Source organism: Streptomyces sp. NPDC003327, from assembly GCF_053589515.1.
Map to the genome: position 1 here is coordinate 13,006 of NZ_JBSFSA010000002.1, position 18,609 is coordinate 31,614.

General features: G+C 75.7%; 15 protein-coding genes. 9 read left to right on the forward strand and 6 right to left on the reverse strand.

The genetic code is table 11. The annotated features are described in order from the left end of the window. Positions 1-10 precede the first annotated feature (10 nt). From ACWDVG_RS01725 to ACWDVG_RS01745, 5 genes are all read left to right on the forward strand, one after another. A complete protein-coding gene (locus tag ACWDVG_RS01725; RefSeq protein ID WP_451695141.1) occupies positions 11-985 on the forward strand; it encodes a cobalamin biosynthesis protein in 975 nt (324 codons plus the stop codon). Then, entirely contained in the window at positions 982-2,490 is a 1,509-nt protein-coding gene (locus tag ACWDVG_RS01730) for a cobyric acid synthase (RefSeq protein WP_451695143.1), read from the forward strand. The genes ACWDVG_RS01725 and ACWDVG_RS01730 overlap by 4 nt, the downstream gene beginning before the upstream one ends. Before the next feature lie 91 nt (positions 2,491-2,581). Continuing rightward, complete coding sequence (locus tag ACWDVG_RS01735; RefSeq protein WP_451695145.1) at positions 2,582-4,675, forward strand: putative cobaltochelatase; 2,094 nt, start codon at positions 2,582-2,584, stop codon at positions 4,673-4,675. Then, positions 4,675-5,283: a cob(I)yrinic acid a,c-diamide adenosyltransferase gene (cobO, locus tag ACWDVG_RS01740; protein ID WP_451695147.1), complete on the forward strand. Its 609-nt coding sequence runs from the start codon at positions 4,675-4,677 to the stop codon at positions 5,281-5,283. The genes ACWDVG_RS01735 and cobO overlap by 1 nt, the downstream gene beginning before the upstream one ends. Then, positions 5,277-6,632: a cobyrinate a,c-diamide synthase gene (locus ACWDVG_RS01745; protein ID WP_451695149.1), complete on the forward strand. Its 1,356-nt coding sequence runs from the start codon at positions 5,277-5,279 to the stop codon at positions 6,630-6,632. Before cobO ends, ACWDVG_RS01745 begins: the two co-directional genes overlap by 7 nt. 2 nt (positions 6,633-6,634) lie before the next feature. On the opposite strand, the gene ACWDVG_RS01750 is transcribed toward ACWDVG_RS01745, so the two are convergent. After that, on the reverse strand, positions 6,635-7,363 hold the full coding sequence (locus ACWDVG_RS01750) for a ZIP family metal transporter (protein ID WP_451695151.1): 729 nt from the start codon (positions 7,361-7,363) through the stop codon (positions 6,635-6,637). A 66-nt stretch (positions 7,364-7,429) separates the two neighbouring features. Between ACWDVG_RS01750 and cobC the strand changes: the two genes are divergently transcribed. Next, on the forward strand, positions 7,430-9,010 hold the full coding sequence (gene cobC / locus ACWDVG_RS01755; protein WP_451695153.1) for an Rv2231c family pyridoxal phosphate-dependent protein CobC: 1,581 nt from the start codon (positions 7,430-7,432) through the stop codon (positions 9,008-9,010). Positions 9,011-9,234: 224 nt separating this feature from the next. On the opposite strand, the gene ACWDVG_RS01760 is transcribed toward cobC, so the two are convergent. Next, positions 9,235-10,236, reverse strand: coding sequence for an SCO1860 family LAETG-anchored protein (locus ACWDVG_RS01760; RefSeq protein ID WP_451695155.1), 1,002 nt, complete (start codon positions 10,234-10,236; stop codon positions 9,235-9,237). A 327-nt stretch (positions 10,237-10,563) separates the two neighbouring features. Beyond that, positions 10,564-11,286, reverse strand: coding sequence for a siderophore-interacting protein (locus ACWDVG_RS01765; protein WP_451695624.1), 723 nt, complete (start codon positions 11,284-11,286; stop codon positions 10,564-10,566). A gap of 105 nt (positions 11,287-11,391) precedes the next feature. Between ACWDVG_RS01765 and ACWDVG_RS01770 the strand changes: the two genes are divergently transcribed. Both ACWDVG_RS01770 and ACWDVG_RS01775 read left to right on the forward strand, forming a co-directional pair. Beyond that, positions 11,392-13,554: a penicillin acylase family protein gene (locus ACWDVG_RS01770; RefSeq protein WP_451695157.1), complete on the forward strand. Its 2,163-nt coding sequence runs from the start codon at positions 11,392-11,394 to the stop codon at positions 13,552-13,554. Further along, positions 13,551-14,114, forward strand: a complete 564-nt coding sequence (locus ACWDVG_RS01775) for a GNAT family N-acetyltransferase (RefSeq protein WP_451695159.1) — start codon at positions 13,551-13,553, stop codon at positions 14,112-14,114. Before ACWDVG_RS01770 ends, ACWDVG_RS01775 begins: the two co-directional genes overlap by 4 nt. 129 nt (positions 14,115-14,243) lie before the next feature. Here the strand turns inward: ACWDVG_RS01775 and ACWDVG_RS01780 are convergent, their stop codons facing one another. Continuing rightward, on the reverse strand, positions 14,244-15,329 hold the full coding sequence (locus tag ACWDVG_RS01780; protein WP_451695161.1) for an amidohydrolase family protein: 1,086 nt from the start codon (positions 15,327-15,329) through the stop codon (positions 14,244-14,246). 149 nt (positions 15,330-15,478) lie between these two features. Between ACWDVG_RS01780 and ACWDVG_RS01785 the strand changes: the two genes are divergently transcribed. Continuing rightward, on the forward strand, positions 15,479-16,579 hold the full coding sequence (locus tag ACWDVG_RS01785) for a pyridoxal-phosphate-dependent aminotransferase family protein (protein ID WP_451695626.1): 1,101 nt from the start codon (positions 15,479-15,481) through the stop codon (positions 16,577-16,579). A gap of 119 nt (positions 16,580-16,698) precedes the next feature. On the opposite strand, the gene ACWDVG_RS01790 is transcribed toward ACWDVG_RS01785, so the two are convergent. Both ACWDVG_RS01790 and ACWDVG_RS01795 read right to left on the reverse strand, forming a co-directional pair. Next, on the reverse strand, positions 16,699-17,757 hold the full coding sequence (locus tag ACWDVG_RS01790; RefSeq protein ID WP_451695163.1) for an aminotransferase class V-fold PLP-dependent enzyme: 1,059 nt from the start codon (positions 17,755-17,757) through the stop codon (positions 16,699-16,701). A 99-nt stretch (positions 17,758-17,856) separates the two neighbouring features. Further along, the gene (locus ACWDVG_RS01795) at positions 17,857-18,567 is read right to left on the reverse strand and encodes a DsbA family oxidoreductase (RefSeq protein WP_451695165.1); all 711 of its coding nucleotides are present in this window, start codon (positions 18,565-18,567) and stop codon (positions 17,857-17,859) included. Positions 18,568-18,609: the final 42 nt, after the last annotated feature.

An 18,609-nucleotide genomic window follows, 5' to 3' on the forward strand; every position in this document is an offset into this window, starting at 1 on the left:
GGACAAGCGCATGCCCGGCCGCAGCCGCAGCGTTTCGAGAGCCACCGGTGTCTTCGCGTACGGAGCGGCCGCCGGCCTCGCCGTCGACCTGCTCCTCGGCGACCCCCGCCGCGGCCACCCCGTCGCCGCCTTCGGCCGCGCCGCCGGCGCCGTCGAACAGGCCATCTGGCGCGACCACCGGGGCCGGGGCGCCCTCCACACCGCCGTCTGCGCCGGTACGACCGTCGCCGCGGGCGCCCTCGCCGCCCGCGCCGTACGGAGCAGCCGCCTCGCCTCCACCGCCCTGACCGCCGCCTCCGTGTGGGCCGTCGTCGGCGGTACGACCCTGGGCCGGGAGGCCCGCGCCGTCGGCGGGGCGCTCGCCGCCGGCGACCTGGAGGTGGCCCGGGAACGGCTGCCCCACCTGTGCGGGCGCGACCCGCACTCCCTCGACGGCCCCGCGATGGCCCGGGCCGTCGTCGAATCGGTCGCCGAGAACACCTCCGACGCCGTCGTCGGCGCCCTCTTCTGGGGGGCCGTCGCGGGCGTGCCGGGGCTCGTCGGCTTCCGGGCCGTCAACACCCTCGACGCCATGGTCGGGCACAGGTCGCCCCGCCACCGCCGCTTCGGCTGGGCCTCCGCCCGCCTCGACGACGTGGCCGGCTGGCCCGGCGCCCGGCTGACCGCCGTGCTCGCCGCGGCGGCCGGGGGGAACCCGCGCGGGGCCGTGCGGGCCTGGCGGGCCGACGCGGCCCGGCACCCCAGCCCCAACGCGGGACCCGTCGAGGCCTCCTTCGCGGGGGCGCTCGGCGTACGGCTCGGGGGGACCCTCTCGTACGGCGGCCGGGTCGAGCACCGGCCCGTCCTCAACGGGGAGGGGCGGCCCGTCGAGGTCGCCGACATCGAACGGGCGGTCCGGCTCTCCCGCCGGGTCACCGGACTGACCCTGGCCGCCTGCGTGGGCGGCCGGCTGATCGCGGACGCACTGAAGCGGAGGACCAAGTGAGGGGTGGGGGGCTGCTCGTCGCCGGCACCACGTCGGACGCGGGCAAGAGCGTCGTGACGGCCGGGATCTGCCGCTGGCTGGTCCGCAAGGGCCTGAAGGTGGCGCCGTTCAAGGGACAGAACATGTCCCTCAACTCCTTCGTCACTCGCGAGGGCGCCGAGATCGGCCGCGCCCAGGCCATGCAGGCGCAGGCCGCGCGGGTGGAACCGACCGCGCTGATGAACCCGGTCCTGCTGAAGCCGGGCAGCGACCGGTCGAGCCAGGTCGTCCTGATGGGCAAGCCGGTCGGCGAGCTGAGCGCCCGCGGCTACCACGGCGGGCGGCAGCAGGAGCTGTTTGAGCCGGTCCTGGCCTGCCTGGAGGAGCTGCGGGCCACGCACGACGCCGTCATCTGCGAGGGCGCCGGCAGCCCGGCCGAGATCAACCTGCGGCGCACCGACATCGTGAACATGGGGATCGCGCGGGCCGCGCGGCTGCCCGTGGTCGTCGTCGGGGACATCGACCGGGGCGGGGTCTTCGCCCAGTTCTTCGGCACGACGGCGCTCCTCGGCCCCGAGGACCAGTCGCTGGTGGCGGGCTACCTCGTCAACAAGTTCCGCGGTGACGTGACCCTCCTCGAACCGGGCCTCGACATGCTGCACGGGCTGACCGGGCGCCGGACGCTCGGCGTGCTGCCGTACGCGCACGGCCTCGGCATCGACGAGGAGGACGGCCTGCGGGTCTCCCTGCGCGGCGCCGTCCGCGAGTCGGTCGTCGCGCCGCCGGTCGGCGAGGACGTGCTGCGGGTCGCCGTCTGCGCCGTACCGCTGATGTCGAACTTCACCGACGTGGACGCGCTGGCCGCCGAGCCGGGCGTCGTCGTCCGGTTCGTGGACCGGGCCGAGGAACTCGTCGACGCGGACCTCGTCGTCGTCCCCGGCACCCGCGGGACGGTGAAGGCGCTGGCCTGGCTGCGGGAGCGGGGGCTCGCCGACGCGCTCGTCCGGCGCGCCGCCGAGGGGCGGCCGGTGCTCGGCGTCTGCGGCGGCTTCCAGGTCCTCGGCGAGCACATCGAGGACGAGGTCGAGTCGCGGGCGGGCGCCGTCGACGGGCTCGGGCTGCTGCCCGTGCGCGTCCGGTTCGCCCGCGAGAAGACCCTCGCGCGGCCGGTGGGCGAGGCGCTCGGCGAGCGGGTCGAGGGGTACGAGATCCACCACGGCGTCGCCACCGTCGACGGCGGGGAGCCGTTCCTCGACGGGTGCCGGGTCGGCGCCGTCTGGGGCACGCACTGGCACGGCTCCCTGGAGAGCGACGGATTCCGCCGGGCGTTCCTGCGGGAGGTCGCGGCGGCGGCGGGGCGGCGGTTCGTGCCGGCGCCGGACACGTCGTTCGGGACCCTGCGCGAGGAGCAGCTGGACCGGCTCGGCGACCTGATCGAGGAGCACGCCGACACGGGCGCGCTGCTGCGGCTGATCGAGGAGGGCGCGCCGGCGGGGCTGCCGTTCGTCCCGCCGGGTGCGCCGTGAGCACGGGCCGGGGCCCGGGGCGCCGCACGGCCGCCGCCCACCTCCCGCTGATCTTTTCCGCGTCGTCGCGACCCGAAGGAGCCACCCTCCGATGAGCACCCGCTACCCGTTCACCGCCGTCGTCGGCATGGACGACCTGCGGCTCGCGCTGCTGCTGAACGCCGTCAGCCCGGCGGTGGGCGGCGTCCTCGTGCGCGGCGAGAAGGGAACCGCGAAGTCCACGGCCGTCCGGGCGCTCGCCGAGCTGCTTCCCGAGGTCCCGGTCGTCCCCGGGTGCCGGTTCAGCTGCGACCCGGCGTCGCCCGACCCCGGCTGCCCGGACGGGCCGCACGACCGGGGGGCCGGGGCGTCCGCGCGGCCCGCGCGGATGGTCGAGCTGCCCGTCGGCGCGTCCGAGGACCGGCTGGTCGGCGCGCTCGACATCGAGAAGGCGCTCGCCGACGGCGTGAAGGCCTTCGAGCCGGGGCTCCTGGCCGCCGCGCACCGGGGCATCCTCTACGTCGACGAGGTCAACCTCCTCAGCGACCACCTGATCGACCATCTGCTCGACGCCGCCGCCATGGGCGCCTCCCACGTGGAGCGCGAGGGCGTCTCCGTGCGGCACGCGGCACGGTTCCTGCTCGTCGGGACCATGAACCCCGAAGAGGGCGAGCTGCGGCCGCAGTTGCTCGACCGGTTCGGCCTCACGGTGGAGGTCGCGGCCTCCCGCGTGCCCGAGCAGCGGGTCGAGGTCGTCCGGCGGCGGCTCGCCTTCGAGGACGACCCGGCCGCGTTCGCCGCGCGCTGGGCGGGCGAGGAGACCGCGCTGCGGGCGCGGATCGTCGCCGCGCGCGCCCTGCTGCCGGAGGTGGTCCTCGGGGACGCCGCGCTGCTCCAGATCGCCGCGACCTGCGCCGCGTTCGAGGTGGACGGCATGCGCGCCGACATCGTGATGGCCCGGACCGCGACCGCGCTCGCGGCGTGGGCGGGCCGGACCGAGGTGACCTCGGAGGACGTGCGGCAGGCCGCGCTGCTCGCGCTGCCGCACCGGCGGCGGCGCAACCCCTTCGACGCGCCGGGCCTCGACGAGGACAAGCTCGACGAGACCCTGGAGCAGTTCAAGGGCGAGGAGCCGGACGAGGACCCGGAGCCGGACGGCCCCGGCGACGGCGGTCCGGACAACGGCGGTCCCGGCGACGGCGGTCCGGGGGGCGGTCCGGACGGCGGGGGCGTCCCGCCGCAGGGCGGCGAGGCGCCCGCGCCCGAGACCGAAGGGGCTCCCGAGACCGAAGGGAAGCCGGAGGACGCGCCCGCGCGGGCGAGCGCCCCGCAGGGCCCCGGCGCCGGTGAGCGCGCCGCCGTGGGTGCCGCCGAGCCGTTCCGCACGAAGGTGCTGAGCGTGCCGGGACTCGGCGAGGGCGCGGCCGGGCGCCGCTCCCGGGCCCGTACCGAGCACGGCAGGACCACCGGGTCGACCCGGCCGCGGGGGGCGCTGACGAAGCTGCACCTGGCGGCGACCGTGCGGGCCGCCGCCCCGCACCAGAAGGCGCGCGGGCGGTCCGGGCCCGGCCTGGTCGTGCGCCGCGACGACCTGCGGCAGGCGACCCGGGAGGGCCGCGAGGGGAACCTCGTCCTCTTCGTGGTCGACGCCTCCGGGTCGATGGCCGCCCGGCGGCGGATGAGCGCCGTGAAGGGCGCGGTGCTCTCGCTGCTGCTCGACGCCTACCAGCGGCGCGACAAGGTCGGTCTGGTCACCTTCCGCGGCCGGGACGCCGAGCTGGCACTGCCGCCGACCTCGTCCGTGGACGCGGCGGCCGCCCGTCTGGAGCAGCTGCCGACCGGGGGGCGCACACCGCTGTCGGCCGGGCTGCTCAGGGCCCACGACGTGCTGCGGGTGGAGCGCCTGCGGGACCCCTCGCGCCGTCCCCTGCTCGTCGTCGTGACCGACGGGCGGGCCACCGGCGGCGGTGCCGATCCTGTGGCGCTCGCCGCCCGCGCGGCCCGGCTGCACGCCGCCGAGGGCACGGCGAGCGTCGTCGTGGACTGCGAGTCGGGCCCCGTACGGCTCGGGCTCGCCGGGCAGTTGGCCCGTGACCTCGGCGGCACCGCCGTGACCCTGGACGAGCTGCGCGCCGACTCGATCGCCGGGCTGGTCAGGACCGTACAGACAGAGAACGCCACCAACGCTCCCAGGAGGGCCGCGTAATGCCGCAGGGACAGCCGACCGTCGTACCCGACGACGGCCTCACCACCCGTCAGCGCCGCAACCGCGCACTGGTGATGGTGCACACCGGCGTCGGCAAGGGGAAGTCGACGGCCGCCTTCGGCATGGCGCTGCGCGCCTGGAACCAGGGCTGGCCGATCGGGGTGTTCCAGTTCGTCAAGTCCGCCAAGTGGCGGGTCGGCGAGGAGAACGCCCTCAAGGCGCTCGGCGAGACCGGCAAGGGCGGCACCGTCACCTGGAACAAGATGGGCGAGGGCTGGTCCTGGATCCAGCGCGAGGTCGCCGAGGGCGAGCAGTCGCACGAGGACAAGGCGCGCGAGGGCTGGGAGCAGGTCAAGCGGGACCTCGCGGAGGAGCGGTACAAGTTCTACGTCCTCGACGAGTTCGCGTACCTGCTGCACTGGGGCTGGATCGACGTCAAGGAGGTCGTCGAGGTGCTGCGGGACCGGCCCGGGCAGCAGCACGTCGTCATCACCGGCCGCAACGCCCCGCAGGAACTGCTGGACTTCGCGGACCTGGTGACCGACATGTCGAAGGTGAAGCACCCGATGGACGCGGGTCAGAAGGGCCAGCGGGGCATCGAGTGGTAGCCCGTCTCGTCATCGCCGCCCCGTCCTCGGGTGCGGGCAAGACCACGGTCGCGACCGGCCTGATGGCCGCGTTCGCCGGCCGCGGTCTGGCCGTCTCGCCGCACAAGGTCGGCCCGGACTACATCGACCCGGGCTACCACGCGCTCGCCACCGGCCGCCCGGGACGCAACCTCGACGCGTTCATGTGCGGTACGGGGCTGGTCGCGCCGCTCTTCGCGCACGGGTCGCGCGGCTGCGACCTGGCCGTGGTCGAGGGGGTGATGGGCCTGTACGACGGGGCCGCCGACCAGGGCGAGCTGGCCTCCACCGCGCAGGTGGCGAAGCTGCTCAGGGCGCCGGTGGTGCTGGTCGTCGACGCGTCCTCGCAGTCGCGGTCGGTGGCGGCGCTCGTGCACGGCTTCGCGTCCTGGGACCCGGAGGTGCGGATCGGGGGCGTGATCCTCAACAAGGTCGCCACCGACCGGCACGAGCACCTGCTGCGGGAGGCGCTCGGGGAGTCGGGCGTGCCGGTGCTCGGCGTCCTGCGGCGGGCCCCGGCGGTCGCCACGCCGTCGCGGCACCTGGGTCTCGTGCCGGTCGCGGAGCGGCAGGCGGCGGCGGTCGAGGCCGTGGCGGCCCAGGCGGAGCAGGTGCGCGAGGGGTGCGACCTGGACGCGCTGCTGGCGCTCGCGCGGTCGGCGCCGCCGCTGCACGCCGAGCCGTGGACGGCCGAGGACGAGCGTCTGCGGTCGTCGGCGGAGCGGTCCGGGCCCAGGCCGGTCGTCGCCGTGGCGGGCGGGGCCGCGTTCACGTTCTCGTACGCCGAGCACGCCGAGCTGCTGGCCGCGGCGGGCGCGGAGGTCGTGACCTTCGACCCGCTGCGGGACGAGACGCTGCCCGAGGGCACGCGCGGGCTCGTCATCGGGGGCGGGTTCCCCGAGATGTACGGGGAGCAGCTGTCGGACAACGAGCTGCTGCGGAAGGCCGTGGCGGAGCTCGCCGCCTCGGGGGCGCCGGTCGCGGCCGAGTGCGCCGGCCTGCTGTACCTGGCGCGGTCGCTCGACGGGCGGCCGATGTGCGGGGTGCTGGACGCGGACGCGCGGATGTCGCAGCGGCTGACGCTCGGCTACCGGGACGCCGTCGCCGTCGGCGACAGCGTGCTGGCGGCGGCCGGAACGCGGGTGCGGGGGCACGAGTTCCACCGCACGGTGATCGAGCCGGGCGCGGGTGAGCGGCCCGCCTGGGGGCTGCGGCAGCCGGAGCGCCGGGTGGAGGGCTTCGTCCGGGGCGGGGTGCACGCCAGTTATGTGCACACCCACTGGGCGGGGGCCCCGGGGGTCGCCGCGCGTTTCGTGGCGCACTGCGGGTGAGTTCAGTGTCCCGAGAGGCCCACCACGAGCCAGATGAAGGCCACGCCCGCGACCGTGCACAGCAGGGTGGAGCGGGCGGGGTGTTCGTGGTGCGCCTCGGGGAGGATCTCGGCGGCGGCGAGGTAGAGCAGGGCGCCGCCGAAGAAACCGAGATAGCCGCCGAGGAGTTCCTCCGGAAGGGTGAACAGCAGGGTGGACGCGGCGCCGACGATCGGGGCGAGCGCGTCGGCGACGAGCATGGCGACGGCCCGGCGGCGGGCGTTCCCGTAGAGGCTCGTGATCGTGTAGGTGTTGAAGCCGTCGGCGAAGTCGTGGGTGATGACGGCGACGGCGACGGTGGCGCCCATGCCGCCGCCGACCTGGAAGGCGGCGCCGAGGGCGATGCCGTCCATGAGGCTGTGCAGGACCATCGCGGCGGCTGCGGTGAGGCCGACCTGCGGCACGCGGTCGTCGGCGCCGACGCCGTGCGCGGCCCGGCGGACGGCGAGCAGCCGCTCCACGACGTGCGCGAAGAGGAAGCCGCCGACGAAGAGCAGCAGGGCCTCGGGGACGCCGAAGACCTCGCCGCCCGCGGCCTCCAGAGCCTCGGGCAGCAGGTCGAGTCCGACGACGCCGAGCATGAGCCCGCCGGCGAGGCCGAGGACCAGGTGGCGACGGTCGGTGACGCGCCCGGCGACCCATCCGCCGAAGAGGGTCATGAGGAACGCGCCGAGCGCGACGACGACAGCCATGGGGCTTTGGTAGCGGATGAGGGCCTGTTCGTGCACCTCGGTGTCGGGGTCCGGTCGGGTGCTCCGGTGGACGAGGTGCTCGGTCTGATCGGGGCGTGTCTGCGGGAGGGCGGTCTGTCGGCGGCCCGGGTGCGGGGCGTCGCCACGCTGGACGCGCGCGTGGCCGAGCCGGGGCTCGTGGGCGCGGCGGCCGCGCTCGGGGTGCCGGTGCGGGGGTTCACGGCGGAGGAGCTGGCCGCCGTCCGCGTACCGCATCCGTCGTCGGTGCCGCTGGCGGCGACGGGCACGGCGTCCGTCGCGGAGGCGGCGGCGCTGCGCGCGGCGGAGGAGGAATCGGCGGCGGACGCGGAATCGGCGGAGGCGGAGGGCCGGGCCGGAGGGGCCGGGCGGGGAAGGGCGGGGGTGCGGGCCGTACTGCTCGTACCGAAGCGGAAAACGCGGCGCGTGACGTGCGCAGTTGCGGCATGTGTCCCGTTACGTCCGAACGAAGGTGCCGCGGGCGTACGGTTGTTGCCCTTGACGCCCGGGTACATCGCTGGCGAGCCTGGCTCACCCCCCACCATCCCCACCCCCCACACGACGGCGGCCATGGACACGCACACGCACTCCGATGCCCACGACCTGCGTCACCACGGTGATGCCGAGGTCCGGGACGAGAAACTCATCGACCTCGCGGTCAACGTCCGCACCCACACCCCGCCGGGTTGGCTGCGGGATCGCCTCGCGGCCTCGCTCGCGACGCTCGCGGCCTACCCCGACGGGCGGTCCGCGCGGGCGGCGGTGGCGGTGCGCCACGATCTGCCGCCCGGCCGGGTGCTCCTGACCGCCGGTGCGGCGGAGGCGTTCGTGCTGATCGCGCGGGCGTTGCCGGCGCGACGGCCGGTCGTGGTGCATCCGCAGTTCACCGAGCCGGAGGCGGCGCTGCGGGACGCCGGGCGGTCGGTGGAGCGGGTGCTGCTGCGCGAGGAGGACGGGTTCCGGCTGGATCCGGCGGCGGTGCCGGAGGAGGCGGATCTGGTGGTGATCGGCAATCCGACGAACCCGACGTCGGTGCTGCACCCGGCCGACGCGATCGCCGCGCTGGCCCGGCCCGGGCGGACCCTGGTGGTCGACGAGGCGTTCATGGACGCGGTGCCGGGCGAGCGGGAGTCGCTGGCGGGGCGGACCGACGTGCCGGGGCTCGTGGTGCTGCGGAGCCTGACCAAGACCTGGGGGCTCGCCGGGCTGCGGGTCGGGTACGTGCTCGCGGCACCCGGGACGGTCCGGGAGCTGGAGCGGGCGCAGCCGCTGTGGCCGGTGTCGACTCCGGCGCTGGTGGCCGCGGAGGCGTGCATGTCGCGGGTGGCGCTCGCGGAGGCGGAGCACGCGGCGCACCGGGTCACGGTGGAGCGGGAGCACCTGCTGGCGGGGCTCGCGGAGTTCGACGAGGTGCGGACGGTGGCGGGTGCGGCGGGTCCGTTCGTGCTCGTCCGGATCGACGGGGCGGACGCGGTACGGGAGCGGCTGCGGGCGCTGGGCTTCGCGGCCCGCAGGGGCGACACGTTCCCCGGCCTGGACCGCAACTGGCTGCGGCTCGCGGTCCGGGACCGGGCGACGACGAACCGGTTCCTGCAGGCGCTGGACCAGGCGCTGCTGATCGGGGGCTGAGCGGGCGACCGGACGGGGCCGCCCCCCTCTCCCGCCCCGACCGGGCCGACCGGACCGGGCGCGGCCCGCGTGCGGCCCGGGGCCGGGTCGCCCCGCCGCCGGGCGGACACCGCGGAGGCCGGGGCGTGCGGTGTCGTCACCCCGTGCGCCCCGGCCTCCGTTCCCCCTGCCCCCCCCGTTCCCCCGGCGGCGCCCCCCGGCGCCTCCCCCTCGGGCCGGGGGCGTCAGCCCCGGGCGCGGGCGCGCGAGCGGGTGAAGGCGAGGGCGCCGCCGCCCGCGACGAGGAGGGCGAGGGCGCCGGCCGCGAGGTACGGGGTGGTGGAGCTGCCGCCGGTCTCGGCGAGGTTCTCGGTCGGGGTGGTGCCGCCGGTGTTGGGCTTGACGCCGCCGTCGCTCGGCTCGACGGTGGGCTGTCCCGTCGGCTCCTGCGACGGGCGCTCCGTGGGCCGCTCGGTCGGCTTCTGCGTGGGCTCGGTCGGCCTCGGCGTGGGCGACGCGTCCTCGGGCGTCTCGCAGGTGGCCTCGGCGAGCGTGACCTTGCCCTTGACCTCGGCCACGCCGAGCTTGAGCGGGTCGACGTCCACCGCGAGCTCCAGGGCGGTCGCGGCGGCCGTGCGGTCGGTGACGGTGGTGCGCGAGAGGTCGAGGGTGACCGTGCCGACGGCCGGGACGTCGACCTGGGTGCGCCCGCCCGCGGAGAGGGTGGTCTTCTTGCCGAAGACGGTGACGTGCCCGAGCACGTTGGACTCGGCGACCGGCTTCTTCCCCGTCTCGCAGAGCGCCTTGGACGTGACCTTCTCGACCTCGATGAGGGAGAGCGCGGGGATGCCGGGGACGTGGACCCGCGCCTTGGCGATGTTCACGTACCCCTCGGCCTTGTGCTCGTCCACGGTGGCGGTCGAGGTGGCGACGTCGGCCTTGAGGAGGTCGATCGGCTGCCCGCCCTCGGCGCCCTGCACCCGCACGCTGAGCGCGGTCTCGCTCTCGGTCTCCGGCGCCTCGACCTCGTTGAGGGAGGTGCGGACGGGGACGCTCACCGTCTTTCCGAGGAGGTCGACGTCGAGGCCGGCGCGGAGGACGACGGCGGTGGCGTGCCCTTCGCCGTCCGTCGCGCCGGTGGCCTGCGCCGCGGTGGCCGCGAGGAGCACGGGGCCGGCCGCGAGGGCGGCGACGGTCGCGACGGCGGCGGTACGGCGTACGGGCGCACGGAAGGTGTTGCTGTTCACGGTGGTGGAACCCCCACAGAAGACATGGCGTCGCCGGCCGCTCACCACGGGGACGGTGGGTCGGCGCGGCCTCGGCGACTTGAGACACCGGAATCTTTACGCACGGAGAGTGAACTGGCGGTCTCCTGACGTGAGTTCACTCCAAGGGGGGTTTCCGTGTTCATTTTCGATTTTTTTCGACACAACCGTTCTCGGCTTTCCCTCGTCTTTCGCACGAAGGGGCGGGAACCGCGTCGGGTGGGAACGGTGAGAACGACCGGCACCGGACGCGGGTAACGGATCGTCAACCCGGCGCACCGCGACCGTCGGAAGCGGCGACGGCCGGGCTCAGCTCGCGTCGCGCCAGTATCCGAGGGCGTGCACGCGCTCCTTGGGAAGGGCCAGGTCCTTGCGCGCGTACGCGGCGAGGGTGCGGGTGGTCGCGGTGTCGCAGGCGATCCAGACGTACGCGTCGGGGGTCGCGAGCGCGGGCAGTTCGGCCTTCACGCGGGCGACCAGCCCGGCCCCGCCGTCCTCGCGCGGGATCGTGCGCAGCTCGTGGCGGGCCGGGTCCGTCCGGAACGGCAGCCCGGCGTCGGAGGCGTGCTGGGTCTCGAACCAGATCGTGGCCGGTACGTCCGGGAGGGCGTCGAGGAGCGAGTTCACCGCGGGCAGGGAGGCGGAGTCGCCGACCAGGAGCAGCCGCTCGGGCCGCGGCTCGGGGGCCTCGAAGCCGGTGCCCTGGAGGGTGGCCTCCACGGTGTCGCCGGGGACGCAGCTCCGCGCCCACCGGCTGGCGGGCCCGTCGTGGAGGGCGAACTCCAGGCTGAAGGTGCCGGCCGCCGGGTCCGGGTCGACCAGGGTGTAGGCGCGCTGGTGGGGCTTGCCCGCGTTCTCGAACCAGATGCGGACCCACATCGTCGGGTGGACCCCGGCGGCGGCGAGCAGGCCGCCGTCCGAGAAGTGCACCCTGCGGTAGTCCTCGGTGACCTGCTCGGCGTCCGTCACGGTGAACGTGAAGTCCTTGCCGCGCATCAGCTTGAGGACGGCCCCCTGCCAGCCATGACCCACTGCGATCCCCACCCCTGAGCTCCTGTAGATTAATTTAGGACAGCCTAACCTAATGAGGCTGGGTCAACGGGGCTGGACAGCCACGGACGGAATCGGGGTCGGGCGTTGGGCATCGAGGTCTTCAGGGACGCCTTCGGCGTCCCCCATCTGCGCGCCGCCGACGCGCGGGAACTCGCGTTCGCCCAGGGGCGGGTCACCGCGCGCGACCGCGCCTGGCAGCTGGAGGTCGAGCGGCACCGGGCCCGGGGCACCACCGCCGCGTTCCTCGGCGCCGCCGAGCTCGGCTGGGACACCTTCGTCCGGCAGGCCCGGCTCGCCGACACCGCCCGCCGCTGCTACGACCGGCTCGCGGACGGCGACCCGGCGACGGCGGCATGGGTCCGGGCGTACGTGGACGGGGTGAACGACGGGCTCGCCGAGGGCGCGCACCGGGCGCCCGAGTTCGCCGCCACGGGGCTCGCGGCGGGCAGGTGGGAGCCGTGGACCCCGCTCGCCGTCTGGCTCTCGACCCACATCCTCTTCGCGGGCTTCCCCACCAAGCTGTGGCGGGAGGAGGTCGCCCGCCGGCTCGGCGAGGAGTGGACCGAACTCTTCGCGACCGACGGACCCGGCACCGCGGGTTCCAACGGCTGGGTGGTGGCCGGCGAGCGCACCGCGTCCGGCGCGCCCCTCGTGGCCGGGGACCCGCACCGCTTCATCGAGGCGCCCGGCGTCTACCAGCAGATCCGGCTCGCCTGCCCCGCCTACGACGTGGTGGGCCTCGCCGTCCCCGGCGTCCCCGGCCTCGCCCACTTCGGCCACACCGGCTCGGTCGCCTGGGCGATCACCAACGCCATGGCCGACTACCAGGACCTGTACCGCGAGCGGCTGCGCCGCCTCCCGGACGGCGGCGTGGAGGCGCTCGGCCCGGACGGCTGGGAGCCCGCCGCGCGCCACACGGAGGAGATCGAGGTCGCGGGCGCGGACCCGGTCCTGATCGAGGTGATCGAGACGGCCCGCGGTCCGGTGATCATCGGCACGGCCCCGGAACCGGACGCCGCGACGGGTGAGGCGGGCGGGGCGGCCGGCGAGGCGGCCGGAGCGGCCGGGGAGGCGACCGCGGGCGGCGGGTCCCGGGCGGCCGAGGGGCTCGTGTGGGAGGCCGTCAGCCTGCGGCACCCGCCGCGCGTGACCGGGGAGCTGGGCTTCGGGGTGCTGCCCGCGCTGCTCGGCGCCCGCACCGTCGAGGACGTGGACGCCGCCGTCGACGGCTGGGTCGAGCCCGTGAACGTCCTCCAGGCCGCCGACACCCGGGGCGGGCTCCTCCACCGGGTCGCCGGGCACGTCCCCGTACGCCACCGGAGCAACTCCCTGCGCCTCGTGCCCGCCTGGGACGCGGCGCACGCCTGGGCGCCCGAGCCCGCGCCGCTGCCGCGCGCCGAGGTGCGCGGGCACGCCGTCATGGCCAACGCCCGGGGCCTCGCCGCGTCCCTGGGCGTCGAGTTCGCCCCGCCGCACCGGGCCGCCCGGATCGACGCGCTGCTCGGCGCCTCGGCCGACTGGACCCCGGAGACGACGGCCGCGGTCCACCGGGACACCGACAATCCCTCCGCGGCCCGGCTCCTGGACGCGGTGCGCCTCGCGGACGGGCTCTCCCCCGCCGCCTCGGCCGTCCGCGCCCGGCTGCTCGCCTGGGACCGGCGGATGGAGGCCGAGAGCACCGACGCGGCCCTGTACGCCGCCGTGCGCGGGGCCGTCGTGCGCCGCGTCGCCGGGCACGAGGCCTTCGCGGCGCTCCGCGAGCCCGCCCCGTACCCCGCCCTCTTCCAGCCGTGGCTGGCGCTCGGGCCGCGCGTCGCCTTCGCCCTGGAGACGCTCCTGGTCTCCGGTCCCGTACCGGCCGGGGACGTCGGGCGGATCGTGCGCGAGGCCCTGGAGGAGGTCGCGGCGAAGGAGCCGCCCGCCGCCTGGGGCACCACCCACCGGCTGGCGCCCTGGCAGGCGCTGCCCGACCCCGACGACGCGCGGTGGCCAGGACTCGGCGGCGACCACGACTGCGTGCTCTCCACCTCCAGCGTGCCCGGCTGGACCGACCGCAGCGCCCGCGCCTCCGCCGCCCGGTACGTCTGGGACCTCGCCGACCGCGACAACAGCCGATGGGTCGTGCCGTTCGGCGCGTCCGGCGTGGCCGGCGACCCGCACCACGAAGACCAACTCCCCCTGTGGCTGCGGGGCGAACTCGCCCCCGTCACCACCGACTGGCAGGACCTCACCAAGGAGCAGGGATGACCACCGCCGCGTACGTGCACACCGTCGAGGGCTTCGGGACCGTCACGGTCCGGCCCGTCGACCCGGACGGCGACGCCCCGCTCCTGCACGCCTGGGTCAACGAGGAGCGGGCCCGCTTCTGGGGCATGAACGGGACCACCGTCGAGCAGGTCAGGGACGTCTACGCCCACCTGGACTCGCTCACCACCCACCACGGCTTCCTGGTGGCGAGGGACGGCGAGCCCGTCGCCCTCTTCCAGACGTACGACCCCGAGGCCGACCGGGTGAGCGAGTGCTACGACGTCGAGCCGGGCGACATCGGCGTCCACCTGCTGATCGCGCCGGGGCTCGCGCCGGAGCCGGGCTTCACGGGCCGGCTCCTCACCGCGCTCGTCGCCTTCTCGCTGCGGGACCGGACCCGGATCGTGGTCGAGCCCGACGCCGCCAACGAGAAGGCGATCGCCCGCATGGTGCGCGCCGGGTTCACGCTCGGGCCGGAGGTCGTGCTGCCCGAGGTGGACCTGCCGGAGGTCTTCATCCCGGAGAAGAAGGCCCGCCTGGCCTTCCTGCGCCGCGCCTGACGGGCAGACCGGGCCCACGGCCTTCCTGCGCCGCGCCCGACCGGCCGCCCGGCCCCGCGGCTCGGGTGGCCGGGCGGCTCAGGTGGCCGGGCGGCTCGGGCGGTCCCGCGGCTCGGGTGGCCGGGCGGCTCAGGCGACCACGCGGCCGTTGACGACGACCCGCCGCGGCGCCGCCAGGGCGCGGACGTCCGCGCGCGGGTCCTCCCCGTAGACCACGAGGTCGGCGGGGGCGCCCTCCTCCAGGGCGGGGCGGCCGAGCCACGCCCTGGCCCCCCAGGTGGTGGCCGAGAGCGCGTCGAGCGGCGGGATGCCGGCCCGGGTCAGCTCCTCCACCTCCTCGGCGACCAGGCCGTGGGCGAGGGAGCCGCCCGCGTCGGTGCCGACGAAGACGGGGACCCCGGCGTCGAAGGCGGCGCGGACCGTGTCGTACCGCCGCTCGTGGAGCCGGCGCATGTGGGCCGACCAGCGGGGGAACTTCGCCTGGCCGCCGTCGGCGAGGTGCGGGAACGTCGCGATGTTGACGAGGGTCGGGACGATGGCGACGCCCCGCTCGGCGAAGAGCGGAATGGTCTCCTCGGTGAGCCCGGTGGCGTGCTCGACGCAGTCGATGCCCGCCTCGACGAGGTCGCGCAGCGAGTCCTCGGCGAAGCAGTGGGCGGTGACGCGGGCGCCCAGCCGGTGCGCCTCGGCGATGGCCGCCTCGACCTCGGGGCGCGGCCAGCAGGCCGTGAGGTCGCCGGCCTCGCGGTCGATCCAGTCGCCGACGAGCTTCACCCAGCCGTCGCCGCGCCGGGCTTCGCGCCCCACGTACGCGACGAGGTCGGCGGGCTCGATCTCGTGGGCGTAGTTGCGGATGTAGCGGCGGGTGCGGGCGATGTGCCGGCCCGCGCGGATGATCTTCGGCAGGTCCTCGCGCTCGTCGATCCACCGGGTGTCGGACGGCGAGCCCGCGTCGCGGATGAGCAGCGTGCCCGCGTCCCGGTCGGTGAGGGCCTGCTTCTCGCTGGTGGCCCCGTCGACGGGGCCGTGCCGGTCGAGGCCCACGTGACAGTGGGCGTCGACGAGGCCGGGCAGCGCCCAGCCCTCGACGGTCACCGCCTCCGCGGCGGGTCGCTCGAAGGTGATCCGCCCGTCGACGCACCACAGTTCGTCCCGTACGTCCTCCGGGCCGACGAGCACCCGCCCCTTCACATGCAGCACCACGTGATCGCTCATGTCTGCACTGTACGAGGGCGGGTGCGGCCGCATGCGGGCGCGGACGGGGACGCGGGCGCCGGGAAGCCCGCTCGGTACCCTGACCGGGAGGGTGAACCGCACCGAACCGCACTGAACCGCACCGAACCGAAGAAGGCACCGCCGTGACCGTGACACATCCGCTCCTGGACCTGGCCCCGCTGACCGCCGCGCACTTCGCGTCGATCGAGCGCCGGGTGGCCGCGCTGCTCTCCACGGAGCAGGACGTGGTGATCACCCAGGGCGAGGCGCTGCTGCCCCTGGAGGGGTGCATCCGCAGCGGGGCGCGGGCGGGTTCCACCGCGCTGAACGTGGTCACCGGTCCGTACGGCCAGACCTTCGGGAACTGGCTGCGGGACTGCGGGGCGACCGTCGTCGACCTGGAGGTGCCGTTCCACACGGCGGTGACGGCCGAGCAGGTGGAGCGGGCGCTCGCCGAGCACCCGGAGATCGACTTCGTGTCCCTGGTGCACGCGGAGGCCGCGACCGGGAACACCAACCCCGTCGCGGAGATCGGCGAGGTCGTACGGGCGCACGGCGCGCTGTTCTACCTGGACGCGGTGGCCTCGATCGGCGCGGAGCCGGTGCTGCCGGACGCCTGGGGCGTGGACATGTGCATCATCGGCGCGCAGAAGGCGATGGGCGGCCCGGCGGGCGTGTCGGCGGTGTCGGTGAGCGCCCGGGCCTGGGAGCGGTTCGCGGCGAACCCGGCCGCGCCGCGCCGCTCGTACCTCTCGCTCCTGGACTGGAAGGAGCGCTGGATCGACGGCGGCCGCAAGACGTTGCTCCACGCGCCCGCGCAGCTGGAGATGCTCGCCCTGGAGGCGTGCGTGGAGCGGATCGAGGCGGAGGGTCTCGACGCGCTGATGGCCCGGCACGCCTCGGCCGCGGCGGCGACCCGGGCGGGCGCGCTCGCGCTGGGCGGCGGCCTCGAACCGTACGTGCGCGAGGCGAAGGACGCGGCCCCGGTCGCCACGACGCTGCGCACCCCGGCCGGGGTGGACGCCGCGGAGCTGGTGGCGAAGGCGCTGGCCGCCGATCCGTCGCTGCCGCTGATCGCGGGCGGCGGGGCGCTCGCGAAGGAGATGATCCGGGTGAACCACTACGGGGTGGACGCCACCCCGGGTGCGGTGCAGTCCTCGCTCGCGGCGCTGGGCGCGGCACTCGGCGAGTCGGGCCGGACGGTGGACCTGGAGGGGGCGCGCCGGGCGGTCACGGGCGCCTGGAAGTAGCGCCGTACGGGAGGGGCGGGGCGGGGGACCCGGCGGGGGCCCGGCCCGGCGTCGGGGGCCCGGCCCGGTGTCGGGCCCGCCCCGGCGCCGGCGCCGCGCCCCGCCCCGTGTCGGTGCCGTCAGGCGGCGAGGACCTCCAGCGCCCGGTCCACGTCCGCCGCCGTGTTGTACAGGTGGAACGACGCCCGCAGGTTGCCCGCGCGGGACGAGAGCAGGACGTCCGCCTCCCGCAGGGCGTCCGCGCGGTCCCCGAGGCCCGGGACGGCGACGACCGTCGAGTCGTCCATGACCGGGGCGTGGCCGAGGGCGAGCAGCCCCGAGCGGAAGCGGGCGGCGAGCCCCTTGTCGTGAGCCTCGATCCGCTCGATCCCGATCTCCTCCAGGAGGGCGAGCGAGCGGGCCGCCCCGTGGTACGAGAAGAAGGCCACGGGCTCGTCGAACCGCCGCGCCGAACGGGCGAGCCGGCGCACCGGCCCGTAGCTGTTGACCCACAGCTCCTCGCCCGTGACCCAGTTCGCGTGGATCGGCAGGAGCGAGTCCTGCGCCTCCTCGGTGACCGTCAGGAAGGACGCGCCGCGCGGGCAGAGAAGGTACTTGTAGCCTCCGGCGACGGTGTAGTCCCAGTCCCCCGCCCGCAGCGGCAGCCAGCCCGCCGACTGGGTGGCGTCCAGGAGCGTCCGGGCGCCGTGCGCGGCCGCCGCGGCCCGGATCGCCGCGAGGTCGGCCGTCCGGCCGTCCGCCGACTGCACGGCGGAGAAGGCGACGAGCGCGGTCTCCGGGCGGACCGCATCGGCGAGCCGCTCCAGCGGCACGAACCGCGTCTTGAGGTCGCCGCGGACGGTGAAGGGGGTGATGACGGACGAGAAGTCGCCCTCGGGGAAGAGGACCTCGGCCCCCGCGGGCATCGACTGGGCGACCATCCCGCAGTGGACGGCGACCGAGCTGCCGACGGCGACGCGCTGCGGAGCCACGCCGACGAGGCGGGCGTAGGTGGCCCTGGCCTCGTCGACGAGGTCGAAGCTGCCGGCGCCGTCGGGACGGCCGTCCGCGGTCTCCTCGGCGAGGAGCGTGACGGCGTCGATGGTGCGGCGGGGCAGCAGCCCGCAGGCGGAGGTGTTCAGATAGGTCTTCTTGGGCGCGAACTCCGCGCCCCCCAGCGGCTGATCCAAGGAGTCCATGCCCCCACCCTGGATTCCCCACGATCACCCGTCAATGGCGATCCGACCGTGGGGATCACCCAAGCCGCCCTTATCTCCGCAGGTCAGAGCCGCGAGGCGTCAGTGGGTCTGCGGGACCTCGCAGGCGCCGTCCGGGCCGCAGACCTCGGCGCCGGAGCCGACGGGCTGGAGGACGCGGCCCTGCCAGGCCTGTTCGAGGGCCTGGGTGAAGACCTCGGCGGGCTGGCCGCCGGAGACGCCGTAGCGGCGGTCGAGGACGAAGAACGGCACGCCGTTGGCGCCGAGTTCGGCGGCCTCGCGCTCGTCGGCCCGTACGGCGTCGGCGTAGGCGGACTCGTCGGCGAGGACGGCCCGGACCTCGGCCTCGTCGAGACCGGCCTCGACGCCGAGGGCGACCAGGGTCTCCGGGTCGAAGACGGAGCGCTCCTCGGCGAAGTTGGCCCGGTAGGCGAGGTCGAGCAGCTCGTTCTGGCGGCCGCGCTCCTTGGCGAGGTGCAGCAGCCGGTGGATGTCGAAGGTGTTGCCGTGGTCGCGGCCCTCGGTGCGGTAGTCGAGGCCCTCGGAGCGGGCGTTGCCCGCGACGTGCGCCTCCATGGCGCGGGCCTCGTCGAGGGTGCGGCCGTACTTCTTCGCCAGCATCTCCAGGACGGGGGCCGTGTCGCCCTTGGGGCGGTTCGGGTCGAGCTCGAAGGAGCGGTGGACGACCTCGACGTCGTCGCGGTGGGCGAAGGCCGCGAGCCCCTTCTCGAAGCGGGCCTTGCCGATGTAGCACCAGGGGCAGGCGATGTCGCTCCAGATCTCGACGCGCATGTGACTTCTCTCCGAGGGTTGCCGGTGGGGGTTCTCCCCGGC